This window comes from Collinsella sp. CLA-JM-H32B (genome assembly GCF_040098065.1).
In the GTDB taxonomy this organism is placed as follows: domain Bacteria; phylum Actinomycetota; class Coriobacteriia; order Coriobacteriales; family Coriobacteriaceae; genus Collinsella.
Genome location: NZ_JBBNNA010000007.1, coordinates 69257 through 93193 on the forward strand (window position 1 = coordinate 69257; position 23937 = coordinate 93193).

16 protein-coding genes and 2 tRNA genes are annotated in these 23937 nt (G+C 61.9%); 14 read left to right on the plus strand and 4 right to left on the minus strand.

Annotated features, from left to right (window positions below; genetic code table 11):
• Nucleotides 1-2 precede the first annotated feature (2 nt).
• From AAA138_RS05620 to AAA138_RS05675, 12 genes are all read left to right on the plus strand, one after another.
• Nucleotides 3-99, plus strand: a tRNA-Sec gene (locus AAA138_RS05620).
• A gap of 154 nt (nucleotides 100-253) precedes the next feature.
• Nucleotides 254-886, plus strand: coding sequence for a molybdenum cofactor guanylyltransferase (locus tag AAA138_RS05625; RefSeq protein WP_349089916.1), 633 nt, complete (start codon nucleotides 254-256; stop codon nucleotides 884-886).
• 15 nt (nucleotides 887-901) lie between these two features.
• Nucleotides 902-1297 carry a DUF3343 domain-containing protein gene (locus tag AAA138_RS05630; RefSeq protein WP_124786283.1) on the plus strand — a complete coding sequence of 132 codons (396 nt, stop codon included), beginning with the start codon at nucleotides 902-904 and terminating at the stop codon, nucleotides 1295-1297.
• Nucleotides 1298-1554: 257 nt separating this feature from the next.
• Nucleotides 1555-2910, plus strand: a complete 1356-nt coding sequence (gene gdhA, locus AAA138_RS05635) for an NADP-specific glutamate dehydrogenase (RefSeq protein WP_195239674.1) — start codon at nucleotides 1555-1557, stop codon at nucleotides 2908-2910.
• A gap of 283 nt (nucleotides 2911-3193) precedes the next feature.
• A complete protein-coding gene (locus AAA138_RS05640; protein WP_349089917.1) occupies nucleotides 3194-4096 on the plus strand; it encodes an FAD binding domain-containing protein in 903 nt (300 codons plus the stop codon).
• Nucleotides 4096-6927 (plus strand): molybdopterin cofactor-binding domain-containing protein, encoded by a 2832-nt coding sequence (locus tag AAA138_RS05645; RefSeq protein ID WP_349089919.1) that lies wholly within the window; start codon nucleotides 4096-4098, stop codon nucleotides 6925-6927. The genes AAA138_RS05640 and AAA138_RS05645 overlap by 1 nt, the downstream gene beginning before the upstream one ends.
• Nucleotides 6928-7067: 140 nt before the next feature.
• Nucleotides 7068-7151, plus strand: a tRNA-Leu gene (locus AAA138_RS05650).
• Nucleotides 7152-7239: 88 nt separating this feature from the next.
• Nucleotides 7240-8541 (plus strand): trigger factor, encoded by a 1302-nt coding sequence (tig, locus tag AAA138_RS05655; RefSeq protein ID WP_349089920.1) that lies wholly within the window; start codon nucleotides 7240-7242, stop codon nucleotides 8539-8541.
• Nucleotides 8542-8703: 162 nt separating this feature from the next.
• On the plus strand, nucleotides 8704-9324 hold the full coding sequence (locus AAA138_RS05660; RefSeq protein ID WP_022095182.1) for an ATP-dependent Clp protease proteolytic subunit: 621 nt from the start codon (nucleotides 8704-8706) through the stop codon (nucleotides 9322-9324).
• Nucleotide 9325: 1 nt separating this feature from the next.
• The gene (gene clpX, locus AAA138_RS05665; RefSeq protein WP_349089922.1) at nucleotides 9326-10738 is read left to right on the plus strand and encodes an ATP-dependent Clp protease ATP-binding subunit ClpX; all 1413 of its coding nucleotides are present in this window, start codon (nucleotides 9326-9328) and stop codon (nucleotides 10736-10738) included.
• Nucleotides 10739-10948: 210 nt separating this feature from the next.
• Complete coding sequence (locus AAA138_RS05670; protein WP_349089923.1) at nucleotides 10949-13645, plus strand: valine--tRNA ligase; 2697 nt, start codon at nucleotides 10949-10951, stop codon at nucleotides 13643-13645.
• Between the two features lie 279 nt (nucleotides 13646-13924).
• On the plus strand, nucleotides 13925-15268 hold the full coding sequence (locus tag AAA138_RS05675; protein ID WP_349089924.1) for a Mur ligase family protein: 1344 nt from the start codon (nucleotides 13925-13927) through the stop codon (nucleotides 15266-15268).
• A gap of 325 nt (nucleotides 15269-15593) precedes the next feature.
• Here AAA138_RS05675 and AAA138_RS05680 read toward each other — a convergent pair whose 3' ends face one another.
• The 4 genes from AAA138_RS05680 to AAA138_RS05695 form a co-directional block, all read right to left on the minus strand.
• On the minus strand, nucleotides 15594-16682 hold the full coding sequence (locus AAA138_RS05680) for an aminopeptidase P family protein (RefSeq protein ID WP_349089925.1): 1089 nt from the start codon (nucleotides 16680-16682) through the stop codon (nucleotides 15594-15596).
• Nucleotides 16683-17164: 482 nt separating this feature from the next.
• Nucleotides 17165-17563 carry a DUF1667 domain-containing protein gene (locus tag AAA138_RS05685; RefSeq protein ID WP_349089926.1) on the minus strand — a complete coding sequence of 133 codons (399 nt, stop codon included), beginning with the start codon at nucleotides 17561-17563 and terminating at the stop codon, nucleotides 17165-17167.
• Nucleotides 17564-17567: 4 nt separating this feature from the next.
• Complete coding sequence (locus AAA138_RS05690) at nucleotides 17568-18905, minus strand: FAD-dependent oxidoreductase (protein WP_349071416.1); 1338 nt, start codon at nucleotides 18903-18905, stop codon at nucleotides 17568-17570.
• 16 nt (nucleotides 18906-18921) lie between these two features.
• The gene (locus tag AAA138_RS05695; RefSeq protein WP_349089928.1) at nucleotides 18922-20385 is read right to left on the minus strand and encodes an NAD(P)/FAD-dependent oxidoreductase; all 1464 of its coding nucleotides are present in this window, start codon (nucleotides 20383-20385) and stop codon (nucleotides 18922-18924) included.
• 888 nt (nucleotides 20386-21273) lie between these two features.
• Between AAA138_RS05695 and AAA138_RS05700 the strand changes: the two genes are divergently transcribed.
• Both AAA138_RS05700 and thrS read left to right on the plus strand, forming a co-directional pair.
• Entirely contained in the window at nucleotides 21274-21705 is a 432-nt protein-coding gene (locus AAA138_RS05700; protein ID WP_349089930.1) for a zinc ribbon domain-containing protein, read from the plus strand.
• Between the two features lie 238 nt (nucleotides 21706-21943).
• The gene (gene thrS / locus AAA138_RS05705; RefSeq protein WP_117757052.1) at nucleotides 21944-23707 is read left to right on the plus strand and encodes a threonine--tRNA ligase; all 1764 of its coding nucleotides are present in this window, start codon (nucleotides 21944-21946) and stop codon (nucleotides 23705-23707) included.
• Nucleotides 23708-23937: the final 230 nt, after the last annotated feature.

Below are 23937 nucleotides of genomic sequence, written 5' to 3' on the forward strand. Positions count from 1 at the left end.
TTGGGAACGGATGGGCTCCGGTGGGCTCCGCGGTCCTCAAAACCGTTGCGAGGCGTGCAAAACGTCTTGGATGTGTTCGATTCACATACGTTCCCGCCATACGCTACCAGCGCTTTTGTGCTCGCGGTCTTGCTGCGTGCCGCAAAGGCGCTGTTTTGTTTTTGCATGAGCTTTTCGTAGCGCCGCTATTTCGGCGGCTGTATTTAGCTTCGTGCATCGGGTTTTGAGCATGCCGATGGGGGTGGTTTGCCGTATGACTACCGTAAGACGGGCCGATCTTTCTTGTGTCGTCCAGGCGGGCGGGTTGTCGTCGCGCATGGGCTGCGATAAGGCGCGCATGGCGTTTTGCGGCGAGCCGCTCATCGAGCGCGTGCTGGGTCGGCTGGCGCCAGTTGCCGGCGAGTTGGTCGTGACGACTTCGCGTCCCAGCGAGCTTGCCTATCTTGAGGAGCACGCGTTTGGCGGCCTGGTGCCGCGTGTGGTGACGGACCTTGAAGGGCCGGCGGGTGCCATGCGCGGCATCGCGAGCTCGTTGGCCGCGACCCGATTGCCGCTCGTGGCGATCGTCGCCTGCGATATGCCGTTTGTCTCACCGGAGCTCATCGGCACGCTTGCCGATCGTGTTGAGGCCGAGGCGCTCGACGTGTGCGTACCGCGCGAGGAGCGGGGGATTGAGCCGCTTTGCGCCGTCTGGCGCCGTGACGCGTGTGCGCCGGTTGCCCAAGAGTTGCTCGCCTGCGACCGCCAGCGGATTCGCTGCCTGATCAATCGCGTTCAAGCTGGTTATATGGATGAGCCGCAGATCGTTAAGTCCGCGGGTTCGACGCTCTGCTTCGAGAACGTCAATACGCCCGAGGAGTTTGCGGCGGCCGAGTTACTCGCCTAGACGATTGGAGTTGCCATGTCTCACGATATTTGTCCCGACACGGGAGAGCCTTGCACTTGCGATGGTTCCGAGCCCTGTACCTGCGGCTGCGGTGGCTGTGGACATACTGCGGAAGAGGAAGCGGCCGCTGCGGCGTATCGTGAGGCACACCGCGAAGGCCCGTCCGGTGATGCCCTCGACCACGAGCGCAAGATTATCGTGTCGTTTGACAGCACCTTCGATGTGATGGAATGCGAGCAGCTGTGCCTTGCCGCCGGTGTGCCCGGGCGCATCATGCCGCTGCCCGGCTCCATAACCGCCGGCTGCGGCCTGTGCTGGGCCATGCCGTTCTCGGGCGATGCACTCGCCGCCTTCCGCGCTGCCACCGAAGGCCGCATAACCCCCGCCGACTACCATCAGCTCGTCCTCTAACCACCAACATCACCACAAAGGTGCCTGTCCCCAATGTGGTGGTTTGGAACACGTGGACGAAACAGGTTTGAAACACAGGTTTTGCACGTCAGGCACTCAAAAACGCTTCTACCTGCATCGTAATCAAAATGAAACATCTGCTCATCGGCTTATGCGAAACTTTGCCGCAACAGTGCGATATTATCCATACACGATAAAGCTCGCGGCGCATAGGGTGCCGCGACCAACATTTTTCGTTTCCCATCATTGGAGGAAGCATGAGCTACACGCAGAAAGTTCTCGAAGAGCTCAAGGCCCGCTATCCCGAGCAGCCTGAGTTCATCCAGGCCGCGACCGAGATCCTCGGCACCATTCAGCCGGCGCTCGACGCCCACCCCGAGTACGAGGAGGCCGCCCTGCTGGAGCGCCTCGTCGAGCCCGAGCGCATCGTCATGTTCCGTGTTCCCTGGGTCGACGACCAGGGCAAGGTTCAGGTCAATCGCGGTTACCGTGTCGAGTTCAACTCTGCCATTGGACCCTACAAGGGCGGCTTGCGCTTTAACCCGACGGTCACCCTGGGTATGCTCAAGTTCCTGGGTCTGGAGCAGATCCTCAAGAACAGCCTGACCACCCTTCCCATGGGCGGCGGCAAGGGCGGCTCCGACTTTGACCCCAAGGGCAAGTCCAACAACGAGATCATGCACTTCTGCCAGTCCTTCATGACCGAGCTCTATCGCCACATTGGCCCCAACACCGACGTTCCCGCCGGCGACCTGGGTGTTGGCGGCCGCGAGGTTGCCTACCTGTTCGGTCAGTACAAGCGCCTGACCAACGAGTGGACCGGCGTCCTTACCGGCAAGGGCCTTTCCTTTGGCGGCTCGCTCGCCCGTACCGAGGCCACCGGTTACGGTCTGGTTTACTTTGTGGACGAGTACCTCAAGAGCCGCGGCGACTCCTTCGAGGGCAAGAACGTCGTCGTTCATGGCTCCGGCAACGTCGCTATCTACGCCGTCCAGAAGGTCTCCCAGCTCGGCGGCAAGGTGCTGGCCTGCTCCGATACTCACGGCTGGGTCGAGGATCCCGACGGCATCGACTACACTGTGCTCGAGCACGTCTACAACAAGAAGCGCTCCGGCCACGACAAGGGCGTTACGCTCGCTATGTACGTTGACGAGAAGCCCAACGCCGTGTGGCACGAGGGCGACGGCCGTGGCGTTTGGCAGCTGCCCTGCGACATCGCGCTGCCCTGCGCTCGCGAGAACACGCTGCTGCTCGAGGACGCCCAGGCGCTCGTTGCCAACGGCTGCAAGGTGGTCGGCGAGGGCGCGAACATGCCCACGACCATCGAGGCCACGACCTACTTCCAGGAGAACGGCGTCGCCTTTATGCCCGGTAAGGCTGCCAACGCCGGCGGCGTGCTCGTGTCCGGCCTGGAGATGAGCCAGAATGCCGAGCACCTGTCCTGGACCTTCGAGGAGGTCGACGGCAAGCTCGAGCAACTCATGCGCGGCATGTTCCACAACGTGGACGACACCGCCAAGGAGTACGGCCAGGAGGGCAACTTTGTCATGGGCGCCAACATCGCCGGCTTCCTGAAGGTCGCCGACGCCATGCTCGCCCAGGGCGTCTGCTAATTCTTCGCTCGATATAGCATCGCGGAAGGCTCCCAGTCATCTTGGCTGGGAGCCTTTTTTGATCCGAAGGGGACGGAGGAAAACGGATCATTTCCCTCGGCCCTCTGCCAGCCGCCCCTTAAGTTGCGGTGAAATACGGACTGTTGGGCGTCCTAAGCCCGACAAACAGTCCGTATTTCACCGCAACTTATGGATGGGAGGGAGGTTCTTGTCCTGCAACGGTGGACGCCCCCTCGTTTGGTACACTTAAAGGTACTGGACAAGTGGAGAGATGGGGGAGAACGTGCTCAAGTTCGGTACCTACGTCCGTGTTGGAAACGCGGCCGAAGCCTATGAGCTCTTACAGAAGAACCGCAACAACAAGATTGTGGGCGGCGGCATCTGGATGCGCCTGGGTTCGCGTCGCGTGGCGACGGCGATTGACCTTTCGGCCTGCGGACTCGATCAGATCGAGGAGACCGAGACCGAGTTTCGCATCGGTGCCATGTGCACCCTGCGCCAGCTCGAGCGTCATGCCGGGCTCAACGCGCTTGTCAACAATGTCTTTGAGTTCGCCGTCCACGATATTGTAGGCGTGCAGCTGCGCAATACCGCCACGGTGGGCGGCAGCATCTACGGCCGCTTTGGCTTCTCGGACGTTCTCTCCGCCTTCCTCGCGCTTGATTCCTATGTTGAGCTGACGGGCGCCGGCCGTGTGCCACTCGCGGAGTTCGTTGACATGGGCTACGTGCGCGACGTGATCGAGCACGTGGTGGTCGTTAAGCACGATTACCGCGCAAGCTATGAGGCCGTACGCAAGGCCGCGACCGACTTCCCCTCCTTAAACGTCACCGCCGCCTGGTGGAACAACAGCTGGCATGTCACTGTGGGTGCCCGCCCGCTGCGTGCGACCCTGCTGCAGGGCGAGGCATGCGGCCTTACTGCCGAGCAGCCTTCCGAGGACGAGCTTCGCGCCCTGGCCGCATCTGTGCGCGCGCTGAGCTACGGCACCAACCTGTGGGGCTCGGCCGACTACCGCCGCCGCATCTCGGCCCCGCTTGCCGTCCAGGCTGTGCGTCGCGCCGCCGGCATCGAGCTTTCGGCCGCGCTTGCGCACGAGCTCGAGGGCGTGCAGATTCCTAAGTTTGCCACGGACGAGTATTCCTGCCGCCGCGTGCCCGGCGTCGATTCTAGCGAGGTGCGCTAATGGCTGCCAAACTCATCGATCTTTCCTTTACGCTCAACGGCCGCAAGGTCAAGGTTCAGATTGCCCCCGACACCATGCTCTTTGCGCTGCTGCGCGAACAGGGTTGTGCGTCGGTGCGCTGTGCCTGCGAGACCACCAATTGCGGCCTGTGCACGGTGTGGCTCGACGGTGACCCGGTGCTGAGCTGCTCGGTTCCCGCCGCGCGTGTTGAGGGACATACCATCACCACGCTCGAGGGCCTCAAGGCCGAGTCCGAGGCACTGGCCCGCGCAATGGCTGCCGAAGGTGCCGAGCAGTGCGGTTTTTGCGCCCCCGGCCTCATCATGAACGTGCTGGCGCTCGCCCGCGCCGCCAAGGAGGACCCGAGCCTCGTCGCCACGCGCGAGGAGCTCTCGCGCCAGCTGGCCGGCAACCTCTGCCGTTGCAGCGGCTACGAGAGCCAGCTGCGCGCCATCGTTCGATTCCTCAACGAGTCTGGCGTACAGGTGGGCTTTGAGATGCCCGAGCTGCCGGTCAACGACACCAGCTGCGACGGTGTCTCTTACAAGCAGATCACTCACAAGCAGCCCAAGAAGGACTCGAAGGCCCTGCTCGAGGGCCGTCCCGTCTACACGGGCGATATGGTGCCCGCCGGCGCGCTCATCGTCAAACTCAAGCGCAGCCCGTATGCTCGCGCCAAGATTCGCTCTATCGACACGTCGCGCGCCCTGAAGGTGCTCGGTGTTGTGGGCGTCTACACCTACGAGGATGTGCCCAAGCGCCGCTTTACCATCGCCGGCCAGAGTTATCCGCAGCCGAGTCCCTACGACCGCCTGATTCTCGAGAACCTTGTGCGCTATCAAAACGAGGAGGTGGCGATTGTCGCTGCCGAGACCGAGGAGGCCGCCGACAAGGCGCTCAAGCTCATCAAGGTCGACTACGAGGTGCTCGAGCCGCTGCTCGACTTTACCAAGGCACTCGATAACGACATCGTAGTCCACCCTGAGGGCGACGTGACCTTTATGTTCCCGCAGGGCGGCGACGTTGCTCGCAACCTGGTTTGCAGCGGTACCAGCGATTATGGCGACCTGGACGAGGCCTTCGCCCAGAGCGATATCGTCTTTGAGCGCACCTACACCAGCCAGGCCACGCAGACCGCGCCCATGGAGACCTTCCGCGCCTTCGCGACAACCGACGCCTTCGGGCGTATCTCGGTGACTACCTCCACGCAGGTGCCCTTCCACGTGCGCCGCATGGTCGCGCAGTCGCTCGACATTCCGCAGTCGCAGGTGCAGGTTATTAAGCCGCGCATCGGCGGCGGCTTTGGCTCCAAGCAGACGGGCTGCTGCGAGATCTTCGTTGCGTTCGTCACCCAGCAGACCGGCCGTCCGAGCTACTGCTGCTACACCCGTGAGGAGACTATCACCGCGGGCAATTCGCGCCACCAGATGCAGATGACCGTTAAGCTGGGCGCCATGAATGACGGCACCATCACGGCCATCGACCTGCATACGCTGTCCAACGCCGGCTCGTACGGCGAGCACGCCACCACGACGATTGGCCTCTCGGGCCACAAGAGTCTGCCCATCTACAACCACGTGAAGGCGAGCCGCTTTAGCTGGGACGCCGTCTACACCAATACCAACCGCGGCGGCGCGTATCGCGGCTACGGTGCTACCCAGGGCCAGTTTGCCGTGGAGAGTGCCGTCAACGAGCTCGCCGACATGCTGCACATGGACCCCGCCGACCTGCGCCTTAAGAACATCGTGCGCGAGGGCGAGGTCATGCCGCAGTACTACAACGAGAAACTCAACGCCTGCGCGCTCGACCGCTGCCTGCTGCGTGCGATGGACATGATCGGTTGGCGCGACAAGCCGCTGGCCGTGGACCTGGGCGACCGCGTGCGCGCTCTGGGTTGCGCGCTCACCATGCAGGGCTCGGGCATCTCCAACGTGGACATCGCTGGCATCGACATGCGCTTGGAAGAGGACGGCTTTATTACCATCGGCACCGGCGCCACCGATAACGGCATGGGCGTCGACACGATCCTGGCGCAGATTGCCGCCGAGGAGCTGGGCGTTGAGAGCTCGCAGATAGTGGTGCGCGGCGTGGACACCGATGTGTCGCCGTTCGACGCCGGCTCGTACGCGAGCTCGGGTACGTACGTGACGGGCCTTGCCGCCAAGAATGCCGCGACCGAGCTGCGCGAGAAGATTTGCGCCAAGGCCGCCCAGATGTGGGACGTGGACGCCGCCGATGTGGTCTTCGACGGCCAGTACGTGCGCCTGTCCGACGAGCGCGCCGCTCGCGAGCGCGGTCGCTACCTTACGCTGCGCGACTTTGCCAACCTGTGTGTCAAGAACATCGAGGGTGGCGACGCGCTGACCTCGCACGCCTCTGCCTGCCTGCCCGTTTCGCCTCCGCCGTTTATGGCCGGTATTGCCGAGGTCGAGGTCGACAAGGCCACTGGCAAGGTGACCGTGGTGGATTACGCCGCTGCTGTTGACTGCGGCACCGTGATCAACGAGGCGCTCGCGCGCGTCCAGGCCGAGGGCGGCATTGCCCAAGGCATCGGTCACGCGCTCTACGAGATCGTCGAGCACGACGACCGCGGCCGCCTGCGCACCGGCAACTTTATGAGCTACAAGCTGCCCACGCGCCTGGATATCGGCAGCATTCGCGTGGCCTTTGAGCCGAGCTACGAGCCGACGGGCCCGTTTGGCGCCAAATCGATCGGCGAGGTCGTCATCAACACGCCGCTCGCCGCCGTGGCCTCGGCCGTCGCACATGCCACCGGCCACCAGGTCCGCTCGCTGCCGATCACGCCCGAGAAGGCCCTGCTGGGGGAGTAGCGGGTCAGCGAACAAGTCGTAATGGGCGGGGCGGGGCAACTCGTCCCGCCTTTTGCACTCGTGGTGAGGTCGTGAGCCTGTAAAACGTGTGCGTGCGCTTGCCGTTCGTATCTGCTATCATTCCTAGTCTGTGCGCTCATGCGGGCGTGGCGGAATTGGTAGACGCGCCAGATTTAGGTTCTGGTGGGATTCCCGTGAAGGTTCGAGTCCTTTCGCCCGCACCAACGCACCTGCGTCGGCTCCCGCCGTCGCGACTCTTTGTTGCATAAAGGTACCAGCACCTCAGATAAGCTGGGCAGTATGAGGAGGAACGTGTTGAACATCACCGCTTCTGACGTCAAGGACGCCAAGCTCACCGCTACGGTCACCATCCCGGCCGCCGACGTCGACGCCGCGATCAAGAAGGCCTACAAGGACACCGCCAAGAAGTACCGCTTCCCGGGCTTCCGCGCCGGCAAGGCTCCCCGTCCGGTCATCGACTCTGCTCTTGGCGCCGAGGCTACCCTCGCTCAGGCCACCAACGACCTGATCGCCGCCAACGAGCCCGTCGTCCTCAACGAGCTGGACATCGTCCCCACCAAGAGCGGTGACTACAAGGAGCTCGACCTCGCCAAGGATCACGAGGACTACACCTACACCGTCGAGTTCTCCCTGCGTCCTGCTGCCGAGCTCTCCTCCTTCGACGCCGTCGAGATCGAGATGCCCCCCGCGGAGGTCACCGAGTCCGAGATCAACAACCAGGTCGAGATGCTCCTCAACTACCGTGCCACCTTCGAGGACGTCGAGGGTCGCGCCGTCGAGGCCGAGGACTACGTCACCGTCGACCTCAAGGCCGTCGAGAACGCCGACAACTTCGCTGCCGAGGGCCGCATGCTCATCGCCGGTAGCGACAGCAACCCCAAGGAGTTCAACGAGGCCCTGATCGGTGCCAACGTTGACGACGTCAAGACCGTCACCTGGACCGACGAGGTCGAGGAGGGCGAGGAGGCCGAGACCCACACCGTCGAGGTCACCGTCAAGGGCATCAAGGTCCGCAACACCCCCGAGCTCACCGACGAGCTCGTCAAGTCCGACTTTGGCTTCGACAGCATCGACGCTATGCGCGACGCCATCAAGCTCGAGATCGAGCAGGACAAGGCTTCCCGCCTCCCGGCCGAGAAGGAGAACCGTTGCGTCTCCGCTCTCGCCGAGCGTCTGCAGCTCGACGAGATGGACGCCGACTATGAGCAGTCCGTCTTTGAGGAGCTTGGTCAGAACTTCCTGTCCAACCTCGCTGCCCGCGGCATGACGCTGGACACCTGGCTGCCCGCTTCCGGCCTGACCATGGAGCAGTTCATCGGCGACCTACACAAGCAGGCCAACGACGTTGCCCGTGAGTCCCTGGCGCTCGACGCCCTCGCCCGTGAGCTCAAGATCGAGGTCACCGAGGACGACATCAACGCCGAGTTCGAGAAGGCCGGCGTCAAGGACGTCGAGGCTTCCAAGGCCGAGTTCATTGCCGATGGCCGCATGCCTGCCGTCCGCGAGTCCATCCGTCGCTCCAAGGCCGTCGATCACCTGGTCGAGAACGCCAAGGTGACCGAGGTCGATGAGACTGCCAAGGACGCCGAGTAATTCTCGCCACCTTTTCCGCGAGCGCATGGATGCGCCCGTGATAGGGTAAAGTTATAAGCCGGTTATCCGGTTGCTTCGTACGGTGCCAGCCAATGCATAGCATGCGGGCACCGTACGTTTGTCTAGAACCACTATTGGTCCGTAAGAGAAATGGAGATGCGTATGATCGCTAAGTTCGATTCCGCCCTCGTGCCATACGTTATCGAGCAGACGCCGCGCGGCGAGCGCAGCTACGATATCTATTCGCGCCTGCTCAACGACCGCATCATCTTCTTGGGCGAGGAGATCAACTCCGTCAGCGCCAACCTGGTCGTTGCCCAGCTGCTGCATCTTGAGAGCCAGGATGCCGAGAAGGATATCTCGCTCTACATCAATTCGCCCGGCGGCGAGGTCTACTCCGGTCTGGCGATTCTGGACACTATGAACTTCATTAAGCCGCAGGTCTCCACCATCTGCGTCGGTATGGCCGCGTCTATGGCCGCCGTGCTGCTTTCGGCTGGCGCCAAGGGCAAGCGCTTCTGCCTGCCGCACTCCAAGGTCATGATTCACCAGCCCAGTGGCGGTGCCCAGGGCCAGCAGACCGAGATCGAGATCGTGGCCGAGGAGATCAAGAAGACCCGTCGCGAGCTCAACCAGATCCTGTCCGACGCCTCGGGCCAGCCCATCGAGAAGGTCCAGGCCGATACCGAGCGCGACAACTACCTGACCGCTGCCGAGGCCCTCGACTACGGCCTGATCGACCGTATCGTCACCTCGCGCGATCTTGCCGCGAAGGACGCCTAGGATGGCAGGTAACATGCAGGACAACTTTGACGAGAACGGCAACCCCATCCGCTGCTCCTTCTGCGGAAAAGAGCAGGGCCAGGTCCGTCGTCTCGTAAAGGGCCCGACCAACATCTTTATCTGCGACGAGTGCGTCGCCGCCTGCTCCGAGATCCTTGAGGAGTCGTTGGCTTCGGACTTTATGGACGCCGCCCGCAACGGCAATCTCCCGGGTTTCCTCAACGACCACGGCCAGGCTGCGTCCCAGCCCGCCGTTGACCCCGAGGCCGAGGGCTTTGAGCTCGAGGACGACCGTCAGGTCATCACGCACGTGCCGACGCCGCACGAGATCTATGACGAGCTTTCGGCCTATGTTATGGGCCAGGAGGACGCCAAACGCGCCATGTCGGTGGCCGTGTACAACCACTACCGTCGCGTGATCGAGGGCGGCGCCGCGGTGTCCGCCCTTGACGAGGCATCGGGCATGGGCGCCCAGTTTGACGATGACATGGACGAGGTGGAGCTCGCCAAGTCTAATATTCTGCTGCTCGGCCCCACTGGTACCGGTAAGACCCTGCTGGCCCAGACGCTCGCGCGCATCCTCGAGGTGCCGTTTGCCATCGCCGACGCCACCGCGCTCACCGAGGCCGGTTACGTGGGCGAGGACGTGGAGAATATCCTGCTCAAGCTCATCAACGCCGCCGATGGCGATATCGAGCGCGCACAGGTTGGCATCATCTACGTGGATGAGATCGACAAGATCGCACGCAAGGCCGAGAACCTCTCCATCACCCGTGATGTTTCGGGCGAGGGCGTTCAGCAGGCACTGCTTAAGATTCTTGAGGGCACGGTTGCCAGCGTTCCGCCCACCGGCGGCCGCAAGCATCCCCAGCAGGAGCTGCTACAGATCGACACGACCAACATCCTGTTTATCTGCGGCGGTGCCTTTGTGGGTCTGGATAAGATCATTGCCGATCGCGTGGGCAACAAGGGCGTGGGCTTTAACTCCGAGATCGCCGGCCCCACCTCGGTCGACGAGAACGACCTGCTGCGTCAGGTGCTCCCGCAGGACCTCAACGCTTTTGGCATGATCCCCGAGTTCGTGGGCCGTACGCCCGTCGTCACCCAGACGCAGGCGCTCGACGAGGACGACCTGGTGTCGATCCTGACCGAGCCCAAGAACGCCGTGGTGCGTCAATACCGCAAGATGTTCCAGCTCGAGGACGTCGATCTTGAGTTTGAGAACGCCGCCCTGCACGAGATCGCCCGCATGGCGCTTGCCCGCAAGACCGGCGCCCGCGGTCTGCGCGCCATCTGCGAGGACGTGCTGCAGCAGACGATGTTCGACCTCCCCAGCGAGGAGGGCGTTGCCAAGGTTGTCGTAACCGAAGCCTCCGTAAAGGGCGAAGAGCAGCCACAGCGCATCTACGGCTAGACCTGCCTAAAACGTGTTTGCAAATAGCCTTCGACCACCCGCGGTCGGAGGCTATTTTATATATGCGCAATAACCCCAACTACCTGTGTTATTCTGTGTGTTTGTTTAAGCCTCAGCGAAGTCATTCAGACTGAAGTAATCGATACCTAAGGGGAGGAATGTAGGCCCTGGCGGGCCTACATTCCTCCCCGGCGGGACAGGGAGAGATATATGGAAGAAATGCCCAAGAACTACGATCCGTCGACCAACGAGCCGGCGATCCTGCAGAAGTGGCTTGACGGTGGCTACTATAAGCGCCGTGAGGGCGTGGGCGATTGCACCGTCACCATTCCGCCTCCCAACGTGACCGGTAAGCTCCACATGGGCCACGCCACCGATGACTCCATCCAGGATGCCATCATCCGTATGGCCCGCATGCGCGGCAAGTCCACGCGCTGGGTGCTGGGCACCGACCACGCCGGTATCGCTACGCAGACCAAGGTCGACAAGAAGCTCAAGAGCGAGGGCATTAGCCGCCTGGAGATCGGTCGCGACAAGTTTGTCGACGCTTGCTGGGATTGGACCCACGAGTACGGCGGCATCATCGTCGAGCAGATCAAGCGTATGGGCTGCTCCGTCGACTTCGACAACGAGCGCTTCACCATGGACGAGGACTATGCCCAGGCCGTGCGCAAGGTCTTCTGCGACTGGTACCACGACGGTCTGATTTACCGCGGCAAGCGCATCGTCAACTGGTGCCCCAACTGCACCACCGCCATCTCGGACGACGAGGCCGAGTACAAGGACGAGAAGGGCCACCTGTGGCACCTGCGCTACCCGCTGACTGAGCCGGTTAACGGCCAGGACTACATCGTCGTTGCCACCACGCGCCCCGAGACCATGCTCGGCGACACGGGCGTTGCAGTCTCTCCTAAGGATCCCGAGAAGGCCGCCTTCGTGGGTAAGACCGTTAAGCTCCCCATCGTCGACCGCGAGATCCCCATCTTTGAGGATTGGCATGTCGACGCCAACTTTGGCTCCGGCTTCGTTAAGGTCACCCCAGCCCACGACCCCAACGACTACGCCATGGGTCAGGCCCACGACCTGCCGCAGATCAACATCTTCGACGAGCACGCGGTGGTCGTCGAGGGCTACGGCGAGTTCACCGGCATGAACCGCGACGAGTGCCGCGAGGCCGTCATCAAGTGGTTCGAGGAGCACGACCTGCTCGATCACGTCGAGGACCTCGACCACTCCGTCATGCACTGCTACCGTTGCGACGCCGCCCTGGAGCCGTGGTTGTCTGAGCAGTGGTTCGTCGCCGTCGACAAGCTCAAGGGGCCGGCGCTCGACGCCGTCAACTCCGGCAAGGTCACCTTCCACCCCGCGCGCTGGACGCAGACCTACACCACCTGGATGGAGAACCTTAAGGACTGGTGCATCAGCCGCCAGCTGTGGTGGGGCCACCGCATTCCCGTGTTCTACTGCGAGGACTGCGGCTGGGAGGACGCCCTTACCGAGGACACCGACGTGTGCCCCAAGTGCGGCGGCCATCACGTGCATCAGGACGAGAACGTGCTGGACACTTGGTTCAGCTCGCAGCTGTGGACCTTTGCCACGCAGGGCTGGCCGCAAAAGCCGGAGCTGCTCGAGGGCCATCACCCCACGACGGCGCTGGTCACCGCGCGCGACATCATCGCGCTGTGGGTCGCCCGCATGGTCATGAGCTCGCTGTACTTCCTGGATGAGGTGCCGTTTAAGGACGTCGTCATCTACCCGACGATTCTGGCCAAGGACGGCAGCCGCATGTCCAAGTCCAAGGGCAACGGCGTTGACCCCATGGACCTCATTGGCATGTACGGCGCCGACGCCATGCGCTACAACCTGCTCACGCTGTGCACCAACAACCAGGACGTCAAGTTCGACGCGAACATCGACAAGAAGACCAAGAAGCTCATTGACAGCCCGCGTACCGACCAGGCCAAGAGCTTTGTGACTAAGATCTGGAACGCCAGTCGTTTCCTGCTCATGAACATGGAGGGCTACACGCCCGGCGAGCCTGTCGTGGAGACGCCGGCCGACGCTTGGATGTTCAGCCGCCTGGCTAAGGCCGTGAAGATGGTCACCGAGGGTATCGAGAACTACACCTTTGGCGACATGGCCCGCGGCGTGCAGCAGTTCTTCTGGAACGAGGTCTGCGACTGGTACGTCGAGGTCACCAAGGCCCGCCTGAAGGGCGAGGGCCGTCTACAGGCTCAGCGCAACCTGATCTTTGTGCTCGATACTTCCATTCGCCTGATGCACCCGCTCATGCCGTTTGTTACCGAGGAGATCTGGGACAACATGCCGGCGAGCGTGCTCGACTTGGATGCCGAGGGCAACGTTGACCGCGCCGAGGCGCTCATGATCGCCAAGTGGCCTGAGCCCACTGACTACGCCAAGTATGTTGACGAGGACGCCGAGCGCGCGTTTGAGCTGTGCCGCGCCGTCGTGTCTGCCGCCCGCGCCACGCGTTCGCGTTATCGCTTGAGCCCCAAGGCCGAGCTCGACGTGGTCGTGCGTGCCGGTGCCGAGGACATCGAGAAGCTCGAGAGCCTGCGCTCCACGATTGAGCCGCTGGCCAATACGGCTTCGCTGGTCATGGGTACCGACGTCGAGAAGCCAGCTGCGAGCATTGCCGTGGTCGATAGCGGCGTCGAGGTCTTTGTGGTGCTCGAGGGCAAAGTTGACCTTTCGGCCGAGAAGGCACGCCTGGAGAAGGAGATTGCCGCGGCCCAGAAGGAGCTCGCCGGCTGCGAGAAGACGCTCGCCAACGAGGGCTTTGTGGCTAAGGCCGCGCCCGCGGTGGTCCAGAAGAAGAGGGACCGTGCAGCTGAGCTCAAGGAGATCCTGGCGGCGCTGACTGCTCAGGTTGCTGACTTCTCGTAGGCGGTACTGGGGGCGCGGTTTGGGGCATTGCTCGCTACTGCGGACAGTCCTGCTCGCACGAAGGCCACATTAAGTGGCCTTCGGCTCGTGCGGAACTTGTATCGAGCAAAGCCCCAAACCGCTCCCAGGTCGTTTACGTGGTTGTAAGCATCTGGCGTGTTAGGGCCACTGGGTTGTGGCCTTGATCTCGCTGCAATGCGGTGTTTGGCTGATATTTTGAATGGGAGGGGCTCGTTGTTTTTTACGGGCCTCTTTTTCTGTTATGGGGGACTTTGGGTTATGGCTAAGCGTTCTGGGTCGTATGTCGTTCCTTTTTCGTTTGATTTGCTTTCGTTTGGTGAGGCTGTTGGGCTGGCTGCTGATACGGGGCGGATTTCTGGGGATGCTGGTCCTTTGCTCGAGACGGTTGTCGATATGCTTGATGAGCTGGGACGTCCGGACGAGTATTTCGATTGCATCCAGGTTGCCGGTACCAATGGCAAGACTTCGACCACGCGTTTTTCGGCTGCCATCCTTCGTGGTGAGCGGCTCAAGACCGCACTGTATACGTCTCCGCAGTTGGTGCGCTATCCCGAGCGCATGGAGGTTGACGGGCGCGTTGTGAGTGACGAGGCGTTTGCTCGTGGCGTTTCGGCCGCTGTTGAGGCGGGGCATCGAGTGAATGCCCGTCGTGCGGCGGCGGGGGAGCGCGCCTATACCATCACGCCGTTTGACCTGCTGACGGCTGCCGCATTGGTGGTGTTTGCCGAGGCCGCGGTGGACGTTGCTGTGCTCGAGGTTGGCATGGGCGGCCGTTGGGACGCCACGAGTGCGACCGATCCCGTCGCCGTTGCCATCACGGGTATTGGCCTCGACCACACGCGCATCCTGGGCGACACGCTCGAGGCCATTGCGGGGGAGAAGGCTGCGGTCATTAAACCCGGGCGACTGGTTGTGCTGGGCGAGGGCACGCATGAGCCGAGCGTTCAGCGCGTGATGGATGCCCGTTGCCGTGAGTGCGGTGTGGTGCCGCTGGTGGTGAGCCACGCCACGACCAAGGTGCCGGCGCATGTGGGCGACACGGTGGAGTTCAGCTGCACCACGCCGCGCGCGATTTATACGTCGAGCATGGTCAAGCCGGCCTACCAGCCGCAGAATGCTGCGTGCGCGATTATGCTCTGCGAGGGGTATCTGGGCCGCGAACTCGACCACGATGCGCTCGACACCTCGCTTATGGGCTGCCCCACGCCGGGCCGTTTTGACGTGCTGGGAATCGACCCGCTCAAGCTGATTGATGCCTGCCATAACCCTCAGAGCTGCGAGAACTTTGTGAGCGCGCTGGACGAGATCGACCCGTGCGTGGAGAATCGCCCCACGCTGCTGTGCGCTGCGCTGGCCGACAAGGACGTGGCGGGTATCATTGATGTGCTGATTCCAGCCTTCCCGAGCGTGGTCGTGACGCAGACCGATTCCGATCGCGCCCTGCCGGCAGAGGAACTCGCTGCCCTGGTGGATGCAGACAAGCTTGCGGGCGTGTACTCCAGCGTGTCCGAGGCCCTCGAAGCTTTCGAAGCCGCGGGCGAGCCCTTCGTAGCAGCCGGCACCATCACCCTAGCCGGCGAAGTAGCGGGGCTGCTGCGCTAGAGCCCTTCCGCAGGGTAGCTAGTTGACCTGCTCGCCACGAAATGGGCCTATCTACTACGTTTTAGCGAATACCACTGACCACACCGAGAATCGCAAAATTAAAACCGCAGGTAGAAGGCTTGCCAATTTTCAAAAAAGACCCGCATGGTCGACCCATGCGGGTTAAACGTAGTAGATAGCCCGTTTTCGTGGCGCATCTCTAGACTGTCAAATTGGTCGACTTGGCCCCATGGCAGTTGCGGTGAAATAGTTCCTGGATTATGCCTCTGTGGGCCAATCTGGGAACTATTCCACCGCAACTTATTGAAGGGCTATTGGGAAGGGGCTAGTCTAGGCGGACTGGGTCGTGGGGGTAGGCGTTGAGGATCTCGACGCCGGACTCGGTGACCAGGGCAAGGTCTTCGATGCGGACGCCGGTGCGGCCGGGGAGGTAGATGCCCGGTTCGATGGAGAACGTCATGCCCGGCTCGATAACCTGCTTGTTGACGAGCGAAACATCGCCTGGCTCGTGGTCCTGCAGGCCGATCGAGTGGCCCAGGCGATGCGTAAAGTACTGTCCGTAGCCCGCATCCTCGATTACGTCGCGCGCGACGCGGTCCAGGTCGCACATGCGCACGCCCGGGGCGATGAGCGCCTCGGCGGCCTCGTTGGCGCGGCGCACGATGTCGTAGATGCGTGCGGTCTCCTCGTCCGGCTCGCCCCAAAAGAATGTGCGTGTCATGTCCGAGCAGTAGTTGCGATGACGCCCACCAATGTCGAACAGCACCACGTCGCCGCGCTTGAGTACGGTGTCGTCGGGCTCGTGATGCGGGTCGCCCGCGTTGGCGCCAAAGCTCACGATGGGAGGAAAGCTAAAGCCCTCGCAGTCGTGCTTGCGGTACAGGCCGAGCATCTGGTCGGCAATTTCGCGCTCCGTCACGCCCTCGTGAACGAGCTTGATGGCGTCGGCCATCACGGCGTCGTTGGCGGCTGAGGACATGCGCATGAGCTCCTGCTCCGCGGCATCCTTGTGGGTGCGTGCGGCGGTGACGGCAAAGTCGCCCAGGAAGAACTCGCTCGCGGCGTGACGATCCATAAGGGGCATCAAAAAGCCGGAGCGCATAACGGTATCGATGCCGAGGGGCTTGGCGGGATTGACCTCGCGTGCGATGGCGTCGGTCACGACGTCGGTGTCGTTGTGATACGCGACGCGGGCATTGTCATACTCGGGCAGCTGATGTAGCGCGTTGACCAAGATCACGGGCTCGCTGTCGCGCGCGAGCAGCACGCCACAAAAACGCTCGAACATATCGGCATAAAAGCCGGTCAGATAGTAGATCGACCACGGGTCATTCACAAGCAGCTGCGCGCCGGGGTGCTGAGCCTCGAGCGCATCGAGCACGCGCGCCACACGCTGGTCATCGACATGTGCCATGAAACATCCTTTCGCTAGGGTGGCACCATAGTATCCCAAGCCCGGCAGCTAGGGACGTTCCTTTTATGCCGGCACTTTGGGACACTCCTTGGCATGGCCAGCCTAGCGAACGTTTGGGCAAAAGTAGCCATAAGAGGCCCGTCCCAAATGGGCTGGCTTCAAAACTATGGCGGATTACGGGGATGGACCTGTATTACTTGACCATGGGAAAAATCGCGAAATTAAAACCGCAGGTAGATGGCTTATCAAAAATCGAAAAATGCCGGTATGGATGGGAGCCTCCGAATCAGCCCCGTAATCCGGCATAGTTTTGAAATGGCACTAAAGTAGGTACAAACTAAATATCGATTCCAAGGATAGTTGTGGTGGAATAGTTCCTGGATGCCGGGGTTTTGGCGGAAATCAGGAACTATTTCACCGCAATTGGGGAGGGGCGGGGTGGATGGCGGGGTAGCTAAAGAGCTCCATCCCAAATGAGCTACCTAGGCAGGGTCGATGTCCATGCTGGCTATGAGGTCGGTACCGGTGTCTAGGAGGTTGGGGAGGATTACGTCGCCCATGCGGATGGGGGCTTTGACGACCAGGCCGCGGATGAGGTCCATGGCCTGGGCATGGAGTGCCAGCGGGATGGCTTCGGCCGTGCGCACGGGCAGCAGAGCATCGTCGCCGCCGGATACGGCCACGGTGGTGGTAAGCACGCGCATGGGGCAGGTGAGCTCCTGGTGCGAGAATGCATCGCCGCGCGGGCAGCTGTTGCCAGTCACGGAGCGCACCTCTACCACGGCGCCGTCTGCGCTTCGTTCGACCTCCACGGTCAGGAGGCACTCGGAGGGACAGGTGGTGCAGTTGAACTGCAGCGTCTCGATCACATTTGCGCTCATGGCTTTACGCCTCCTCAACGGGATCGACGGACAGGACAATCTCACTAACACCCAGGTCGAGTACGCGCTGAATCGCCTTTGCCGGCAGCGGGAAGCTTTCCATTACGCTCGGTTTAAACGGGCGGACCTTGCCTGCGAACAATTCCTCGTCGCCTGCCAGAATGCGCACACGGGCGGAATCGACCGGTCGGCGCACGCGGAAGTTGAGTTTGGTGAGTGCCACAGCCGTAATGCGTCCCGGCAGTGCGTAGCCCGCAATGCCGGCGGGGGAGACCGTGAGCTCGCAGCTGGCGCCCATGCTATCGCCGACACCCAACGCGTATGCCGCCGCGGCTGCACCTGCGCGTTCGGACTCGGTCGTCACGTTGTCTGCCAGGTCGTGCACGTGCAGCACGTTGCCGCAGGCAAAGATGCCCGGAACGCCTGTCTGCAGGTTCTGGTCCACCACGGCACCGCGCGTGCGGGGATCCAGCTCCACCCCCGCGGCAACCGAAAGCTCGTTCTCGGGAATCAGGCCCACTGAAAGCAGTAGCGTGTCGCACGGAACAACGCGCTCGGTCCCCGGAATGGGTGCCAGGTGCTCGTCGACTTGACTCACCTCGACGGCTTCCACGCGATCGTGACCGATTACGCGCGTGACGGTGGTGGACAGGTGCAGCGGAATGCCAAAGTCGTCCAGGCAGTTCTTCACATTGCGACGCAGGCCGTTGGCGTACGGCATGAGCTCGTACACGCCCTCGACCGAAATCCCCTCGAGCGTGCAGCGGCGCGCCATGATCAGTCCGATGTCACCCGAGCCCAAAATGACGGCGCGCGAGCCGGGTTTGAGGTTCTCGATGTTGATGTATCGCTGCGCCAGGCCGGCCGTAAACACGCCGGCGGGTCGGTTGCCGGGAATCTTGATCTCGCTGCGGGTGCGCTCGCGGCAACCCATGGCAAGGACGACCGCACGCCCGGTGAGCTGCAGCATACCGGAGGGATTCATGAGCGTGACGGTGCGGAGTATGGCGTCTTCCGTGGACTCGCCCGAATCAATCCCAAGCACCATGCTGTCCAAGAACAGCGCAATGTCGGTCGCGCGCACCTGGTCGATAAAGCGCTGCGCATACTCGGGGCCGGTGAGCTCCTGCTTAAAGTGCGAAAGGCCAAAGCCGGGGTGAATGCACTGGCGCAGGATGCCGCCCAAGTGTTGCTCGCGCTCCACGATGGCCACGCGCGCGCCGGCCTTGTGTGCGGCAAGTGCGGCCGCCATGCCGGCAGGTCCGCCGCCGATAACGACGACGTCGAACGCCTGCGTCTGCACCGCTTCCGTAGCTCCTGCCTCCGCGCGTTCGTTGCGCATATCAAACGTCGCCATCCTAGCGCACCCCCTTCAAAGGTCCCTCAACGAGCCACGAGCCAGTGTCCTCCAGCAGCACCTCGCTGGGGTCACATTCCAGCTCACGGGCCAGAATCGCCACCACGCGGCTCTGGCAAAAGCCGCTCTGGCAGCGGCCCATGCCCGCGCGACAGCGGCGTTTGACGCCCTCGACCGAAACCGCACCCGGGCGGCGTCGAATCGCGGCAACAATCTCGGCCTCGGGCACCGTCTCACAGCGGCAGACGATCTGCCCCCATGCAGGGTCGGACTCGATTAGCTCCTCCTTGCGCGCAAGCGGCGCACGGTCGAAGTCATCCGGCGCGCGGCGAATCGGATTCCAATCGGCCCGCTCACGCAAAGCAACGCCCGACTCGCGCAGCACCTGCTCCATGCGCTCGGCAATGGCCGGCGCGCTCGCCACGCCTGGCGACTGAATGCCCGCCGCCTGGAACAGGCCTGGCACCACGGCGGACTGCCCAATAAAGAAGTCGTTCGTTCCCTTTATGACCGGACGCCCGCCGGCAAACGCGCGCACCACGCGGCGCGTGTCCAGATCGGGAACCAGCTTGCGCGCTCCCGTCAGTAGCGCGTTCACATCGCTCGCATAAGTCTGTGTGTCGCCCGGCTCGCGCACGGCAGCGGTCGCGGTGATCACGGTGTTGCCGTGTACCGTGCCCGTGACGATAACGCCCTTGGACACCGGCGTGGGCACGGGATAGAGCGGCATGAGCGTACGCGGCTCCTTGTCCAGTACCACGATGTTTCCCTGGCGCCATACCATCTGAAACTCCTCGGCGCCGGCCATATGCGAGATGTCCGCGGCACCGTTGCCCGCGGCGTTGATCAGGTAACGGCAGTGCACGTCTCCTGCGGGCGTTGCCAGCGTAAAGCGCGCGGCCCTGTCGGTAGCCTCGCCGCCAGCAACCTCAATCGCTTCCACCGGCGCGGAGCGCATAAACGTCACGCCGTTGGCCACGGCGTTCTCCAGCGCTGCGATGGCCACTTCAAACGGGTCGACGTAACCGGTCGAAGGGCACCACAGCGCGCATGTTGCGTCGGCGCTGGCACGCGGTTCCAACTCGTGGATACGGTCGGGGCCAATGATCGCCAGCTCGGGCACGCCGTTGGCCAGGCCATTCTGGCGTAGCTTCTCCAGGTGCGCACGGTCCTCGTCGCTAAAGCCCAGCACCATCGAGCCGGTTCGGCAAAACAAAAAACCCAGCTCCTGGGCCCAGGTGCCATACAGCTCGCAGCCGCGGGCGTTGACCTGCGCCTTTACGGTGCCCGGTGCCGGATCGTAGCCGGCGTGCACCAGGCCGCCGTTGGCCTTCGAAGCCCCCAGCGCGATGTCGTTGGCCGCCTCGACCACGCAAATGGACAGGTCAAACCGCGCGAGTTGCCGTGCGATGGCGCATCCCGTGATGCCCGCGCCCACAATCGCGATATCAAACGTTTCTGCCACGGTGCCTCCCAGACGAGTTGACAGGCTGTCAATAGGACTATCCTACGGTCTGCACACCCCCAGTGCAGTGGCAATGCGGCGAACAGCCCCGCAACACCCGCCAACGGCAGGCGAGGGGAGACTCAGGACCATCGATGACCTCGTCTGCCGCCCCTGGTGTCAGAGGTTTGTCTCGTTCTATAACAGTAAGCAGAAGAACTGGGTTCCAGATGTTACAGATCGAGATGTTTGCCAGACGGCCCCTCCTTTTGTCTTGATCTGTAACAGTAAGAGGAGAAAATCGGTCCTAAGTGTTACAGAGTGAGATTTAAAGTCATGGAGAGATTCTTCTGTCTCGATCTGTAACATCTGGGGACCGTTTTGGGGTCCAGATGTTACAGATTTAGATGAACCTATCAGTCGGTTTCGAATGTCTAAATCTGTAACGGTTAGACCTGTATTTACCGAGTTGTTGTTACAGATTGAGATATTGAGATTGGACGTTTTCCTTTGTCCTGATCTGTAGCAGATAGAAGGGTTTCTGACCCCTAGTTGTTACAGATTGAGATATTTAACGGAGGGCCCACCGTTCATCTTGATCTGTAACAGTTAGCTGATGATTTGGGTTGTAGATGTTACAGATCAAGACAAACCTTCCGACGGATTTTGAATGTCTCGATCTGTAACAGTAAGAGGGGTTTTGGGGCTCAAGATGTTACAGATCGAGATTTAAGTCGGAGAGAGAACGGTTTGTCTAATTCTGTAACATCTAGACCCGGATTCCGCTTCCACCTGTTACAGATTGAGATGTTTGTGTCCGCGCCAGCCCCGTACCCAGCCGTGGTCACATATAAACAAACCCCGTGGTAAACTTGACCGGACTGTAAATATTCCGAAAGGTACACCTCAATGTCCAAATACATCAACGAGCTCATGTCGCCGCAGCTTATGGGCGTCATCTATGCCTTCGTGGGCTTTATCATCGCCCTGTACGTGCTGTCGGTCGTCTATGTGTTCATCGACGCTCGCCGCCGCGGCGCCAGCGCCTACGTGGCATGGGGCATCATCGCCCTCATCCCGTTTGTGGGCCTCATCGCCTACCTGGTCCTGCGCCCGCACTCCTACGCGGCCGACCGCGAGGAGCAGGAGCTGGACATGGCCCTGCGCGAGCGCCAGCTTGCCCAGTACGGCACCTGCCCGCAGTGCGGAGCGCCCATCGATAAGGATTTTGTCGTGTGCCCCGTGTGCGACACCCAGGTTCGCAACGTGTGCCCCAGCTGCCATCGCCCGCTCGACGCGCACTGGAAGGTCTGCCCCTACTGCCGAACTCGCATCCAGTAACGCATCCATCGCCGGGCCGGCCGCAAGCCACGGGCGCCGCGCGCCACGCGTAAGCCACACGCGCGCCCAGCAACCCCGCCCCCACACGATGAAGCATGCGTAGAAAATCGCCCGCCGTGCCATTAAGGTGCGGCGGGCGCTTGTATACCAAGGCAACCTGCCTATAATGATGCAAGTCAAAAACGCCGAGCGCATCGCGCGCACTTGCATCAGGCATCCGAGAGGAGAAAACATACCCATGAAGGCACTCTACAATGACGGTTCGGTGGCCGAGCTCCCGCAGGACGAGGTCACGCACGTCATCCGCCACTCTGCCGCGCACATCATGGCGCAGGCCATCAAGCGTCTCTATCCCGAGGCCGACTTTGCCTACGGCCCCGCGACCGACAACGGTTTTTACTACGACGTCGACCTGCCCGAGGGCGTCAAGATCAGCGAGGACGATTTCCCCGCGATCGAGGCCGAGATGAAGAAGATCGTCAAGGAGAACCTCAAGTTCTCCGTGTACGAGAAGCCCCGCGCCGAGGCCATCGCCCTTATGGAGGAGCGCGGCGAGAAGTACAAGGTCGAGCACATCGGCGACCTGGACGACGACGCCCGCATTACCTTCTACCAGCAGGGCGACTACATCGACATGTGCGTCGGCCCCCACATCTGCTACACCAAGGCCCTCAAGGCCTTTAAGCTCACCGGCGTCTCGGGCGCCTACTGGAAGGGCGACAAGGACAACAAGATGCTCACCCGCATCAACGGCGTCGCCTTTGCCACCAAGGAAGAGCTCGACGAGCACATGCACATGCTGGAGGAGGCCAAGAAGCGCGACCACCGCAAGATCGGCCGCGAGATGGACCTCTTTATGATGCGCGACGAGGCCCCCGGCTTCCCGTTCTTCCTGCCCAACGGCATGATCCTTAAGAACACGCTGCTGGACTACTGGCGCGAGATCCACCACAAGGCCGGCTACGTGGAGATCTCCACGCCGCTCATCATGAACAAGCAGCTGTGGAAGACCTCGGGTCACTGGGACCACTACAAGGACAACATGTACTCCACCGTCATCGACGACGAAGAGTACTGCATTAAGCCCATGAACTGCCCGGGCGGCGTGCTGGTGTACGCCTCCAAGCCGCACTCCTATCGCGAGCTGCCCATCCGCGCCGGCGAGATTGGCCTGGTGCACCGCCACGAGCTGCGCGGCGCCCTGCACGGCCTGTTCCGCGTGCGCTGCTTTAACCAGGACGACGCCCACCTGTTTGTGCGTCCCGACCAGCTGACCGACGAGATCGTGGGTGTGGTCAACCTTATCGACTCCGTGTACCAGAAGTTTGGCTTTAAGTACCACGTTGAGCTTTCCACCCGCCCCGAGGACTCCATGGGTTCGGACGAGGACTGGGCTCGCGCCGAGGAGGGCCTGCGCACCGCTCTGGAGCAGCTGCACATGGACTACGAGGTCAACGAGGGCGACGGCGCCTTCTACGGCCCCAAGATCGACTTCCATCTGGAGGACTCGCTCGGTCGTACCTGGCAGTGCGGTACCGTGCAGCTCGACTTCCAGATGCCGCTCAACTTTGATCTGGAGTACGTGGACGCCGACGGCACCAAGAAGCGCCCCATCATGCTGCATCGCGTGTGCTTTGGCTCCATCGAGCGCTTCATCGGTATTCTGATTGAGCACTTTGCGGGCAAGTTCCCCACCTGGCTGGCTCCCGTGCAGGTCAAGGCACTTCCCGTCTCTGAGAAGAGCCGCGACTACGCCCACGAGGTGTGCGCCAAGCTGGAGGAGGCCGGCATTCGCGTGGTCTGCGACGACCGCGACGAGAAGATCGGCTACAAGATCCGCGAGGCCCGCAGCATCGACCGCGTGCCCTACATGCTCATTCTGGGCGAGAAGGAGGTCGAGGCCGGCAACATCTCCGTCCGCGATCGTTCCAACGAGACCGTTCAGATGAGCGTTGACGAGTTTGTGGCCAAGGTGCTCGAGGAGATCAAGACTCGCGCCTAGCACAAACAATACAAGAATTAACAAAGGCGATCGTCCTATAGGGCGGTCGCCTTTTTTGTTGTCTATAGAAGAAAAGCCGCTGGTTAGAGCGGCTTTTTTGTTGTGCAAAAAGGTACAGGTTTTTGTAGAGGCGTATGGAGATGCACCCATTCGCGGCGCATTTTGTGCAATCTGGGAAAACGCGAGCAGTTTGCTCGTATAATGAGCAACGTCGAAAGATACAAAAACCT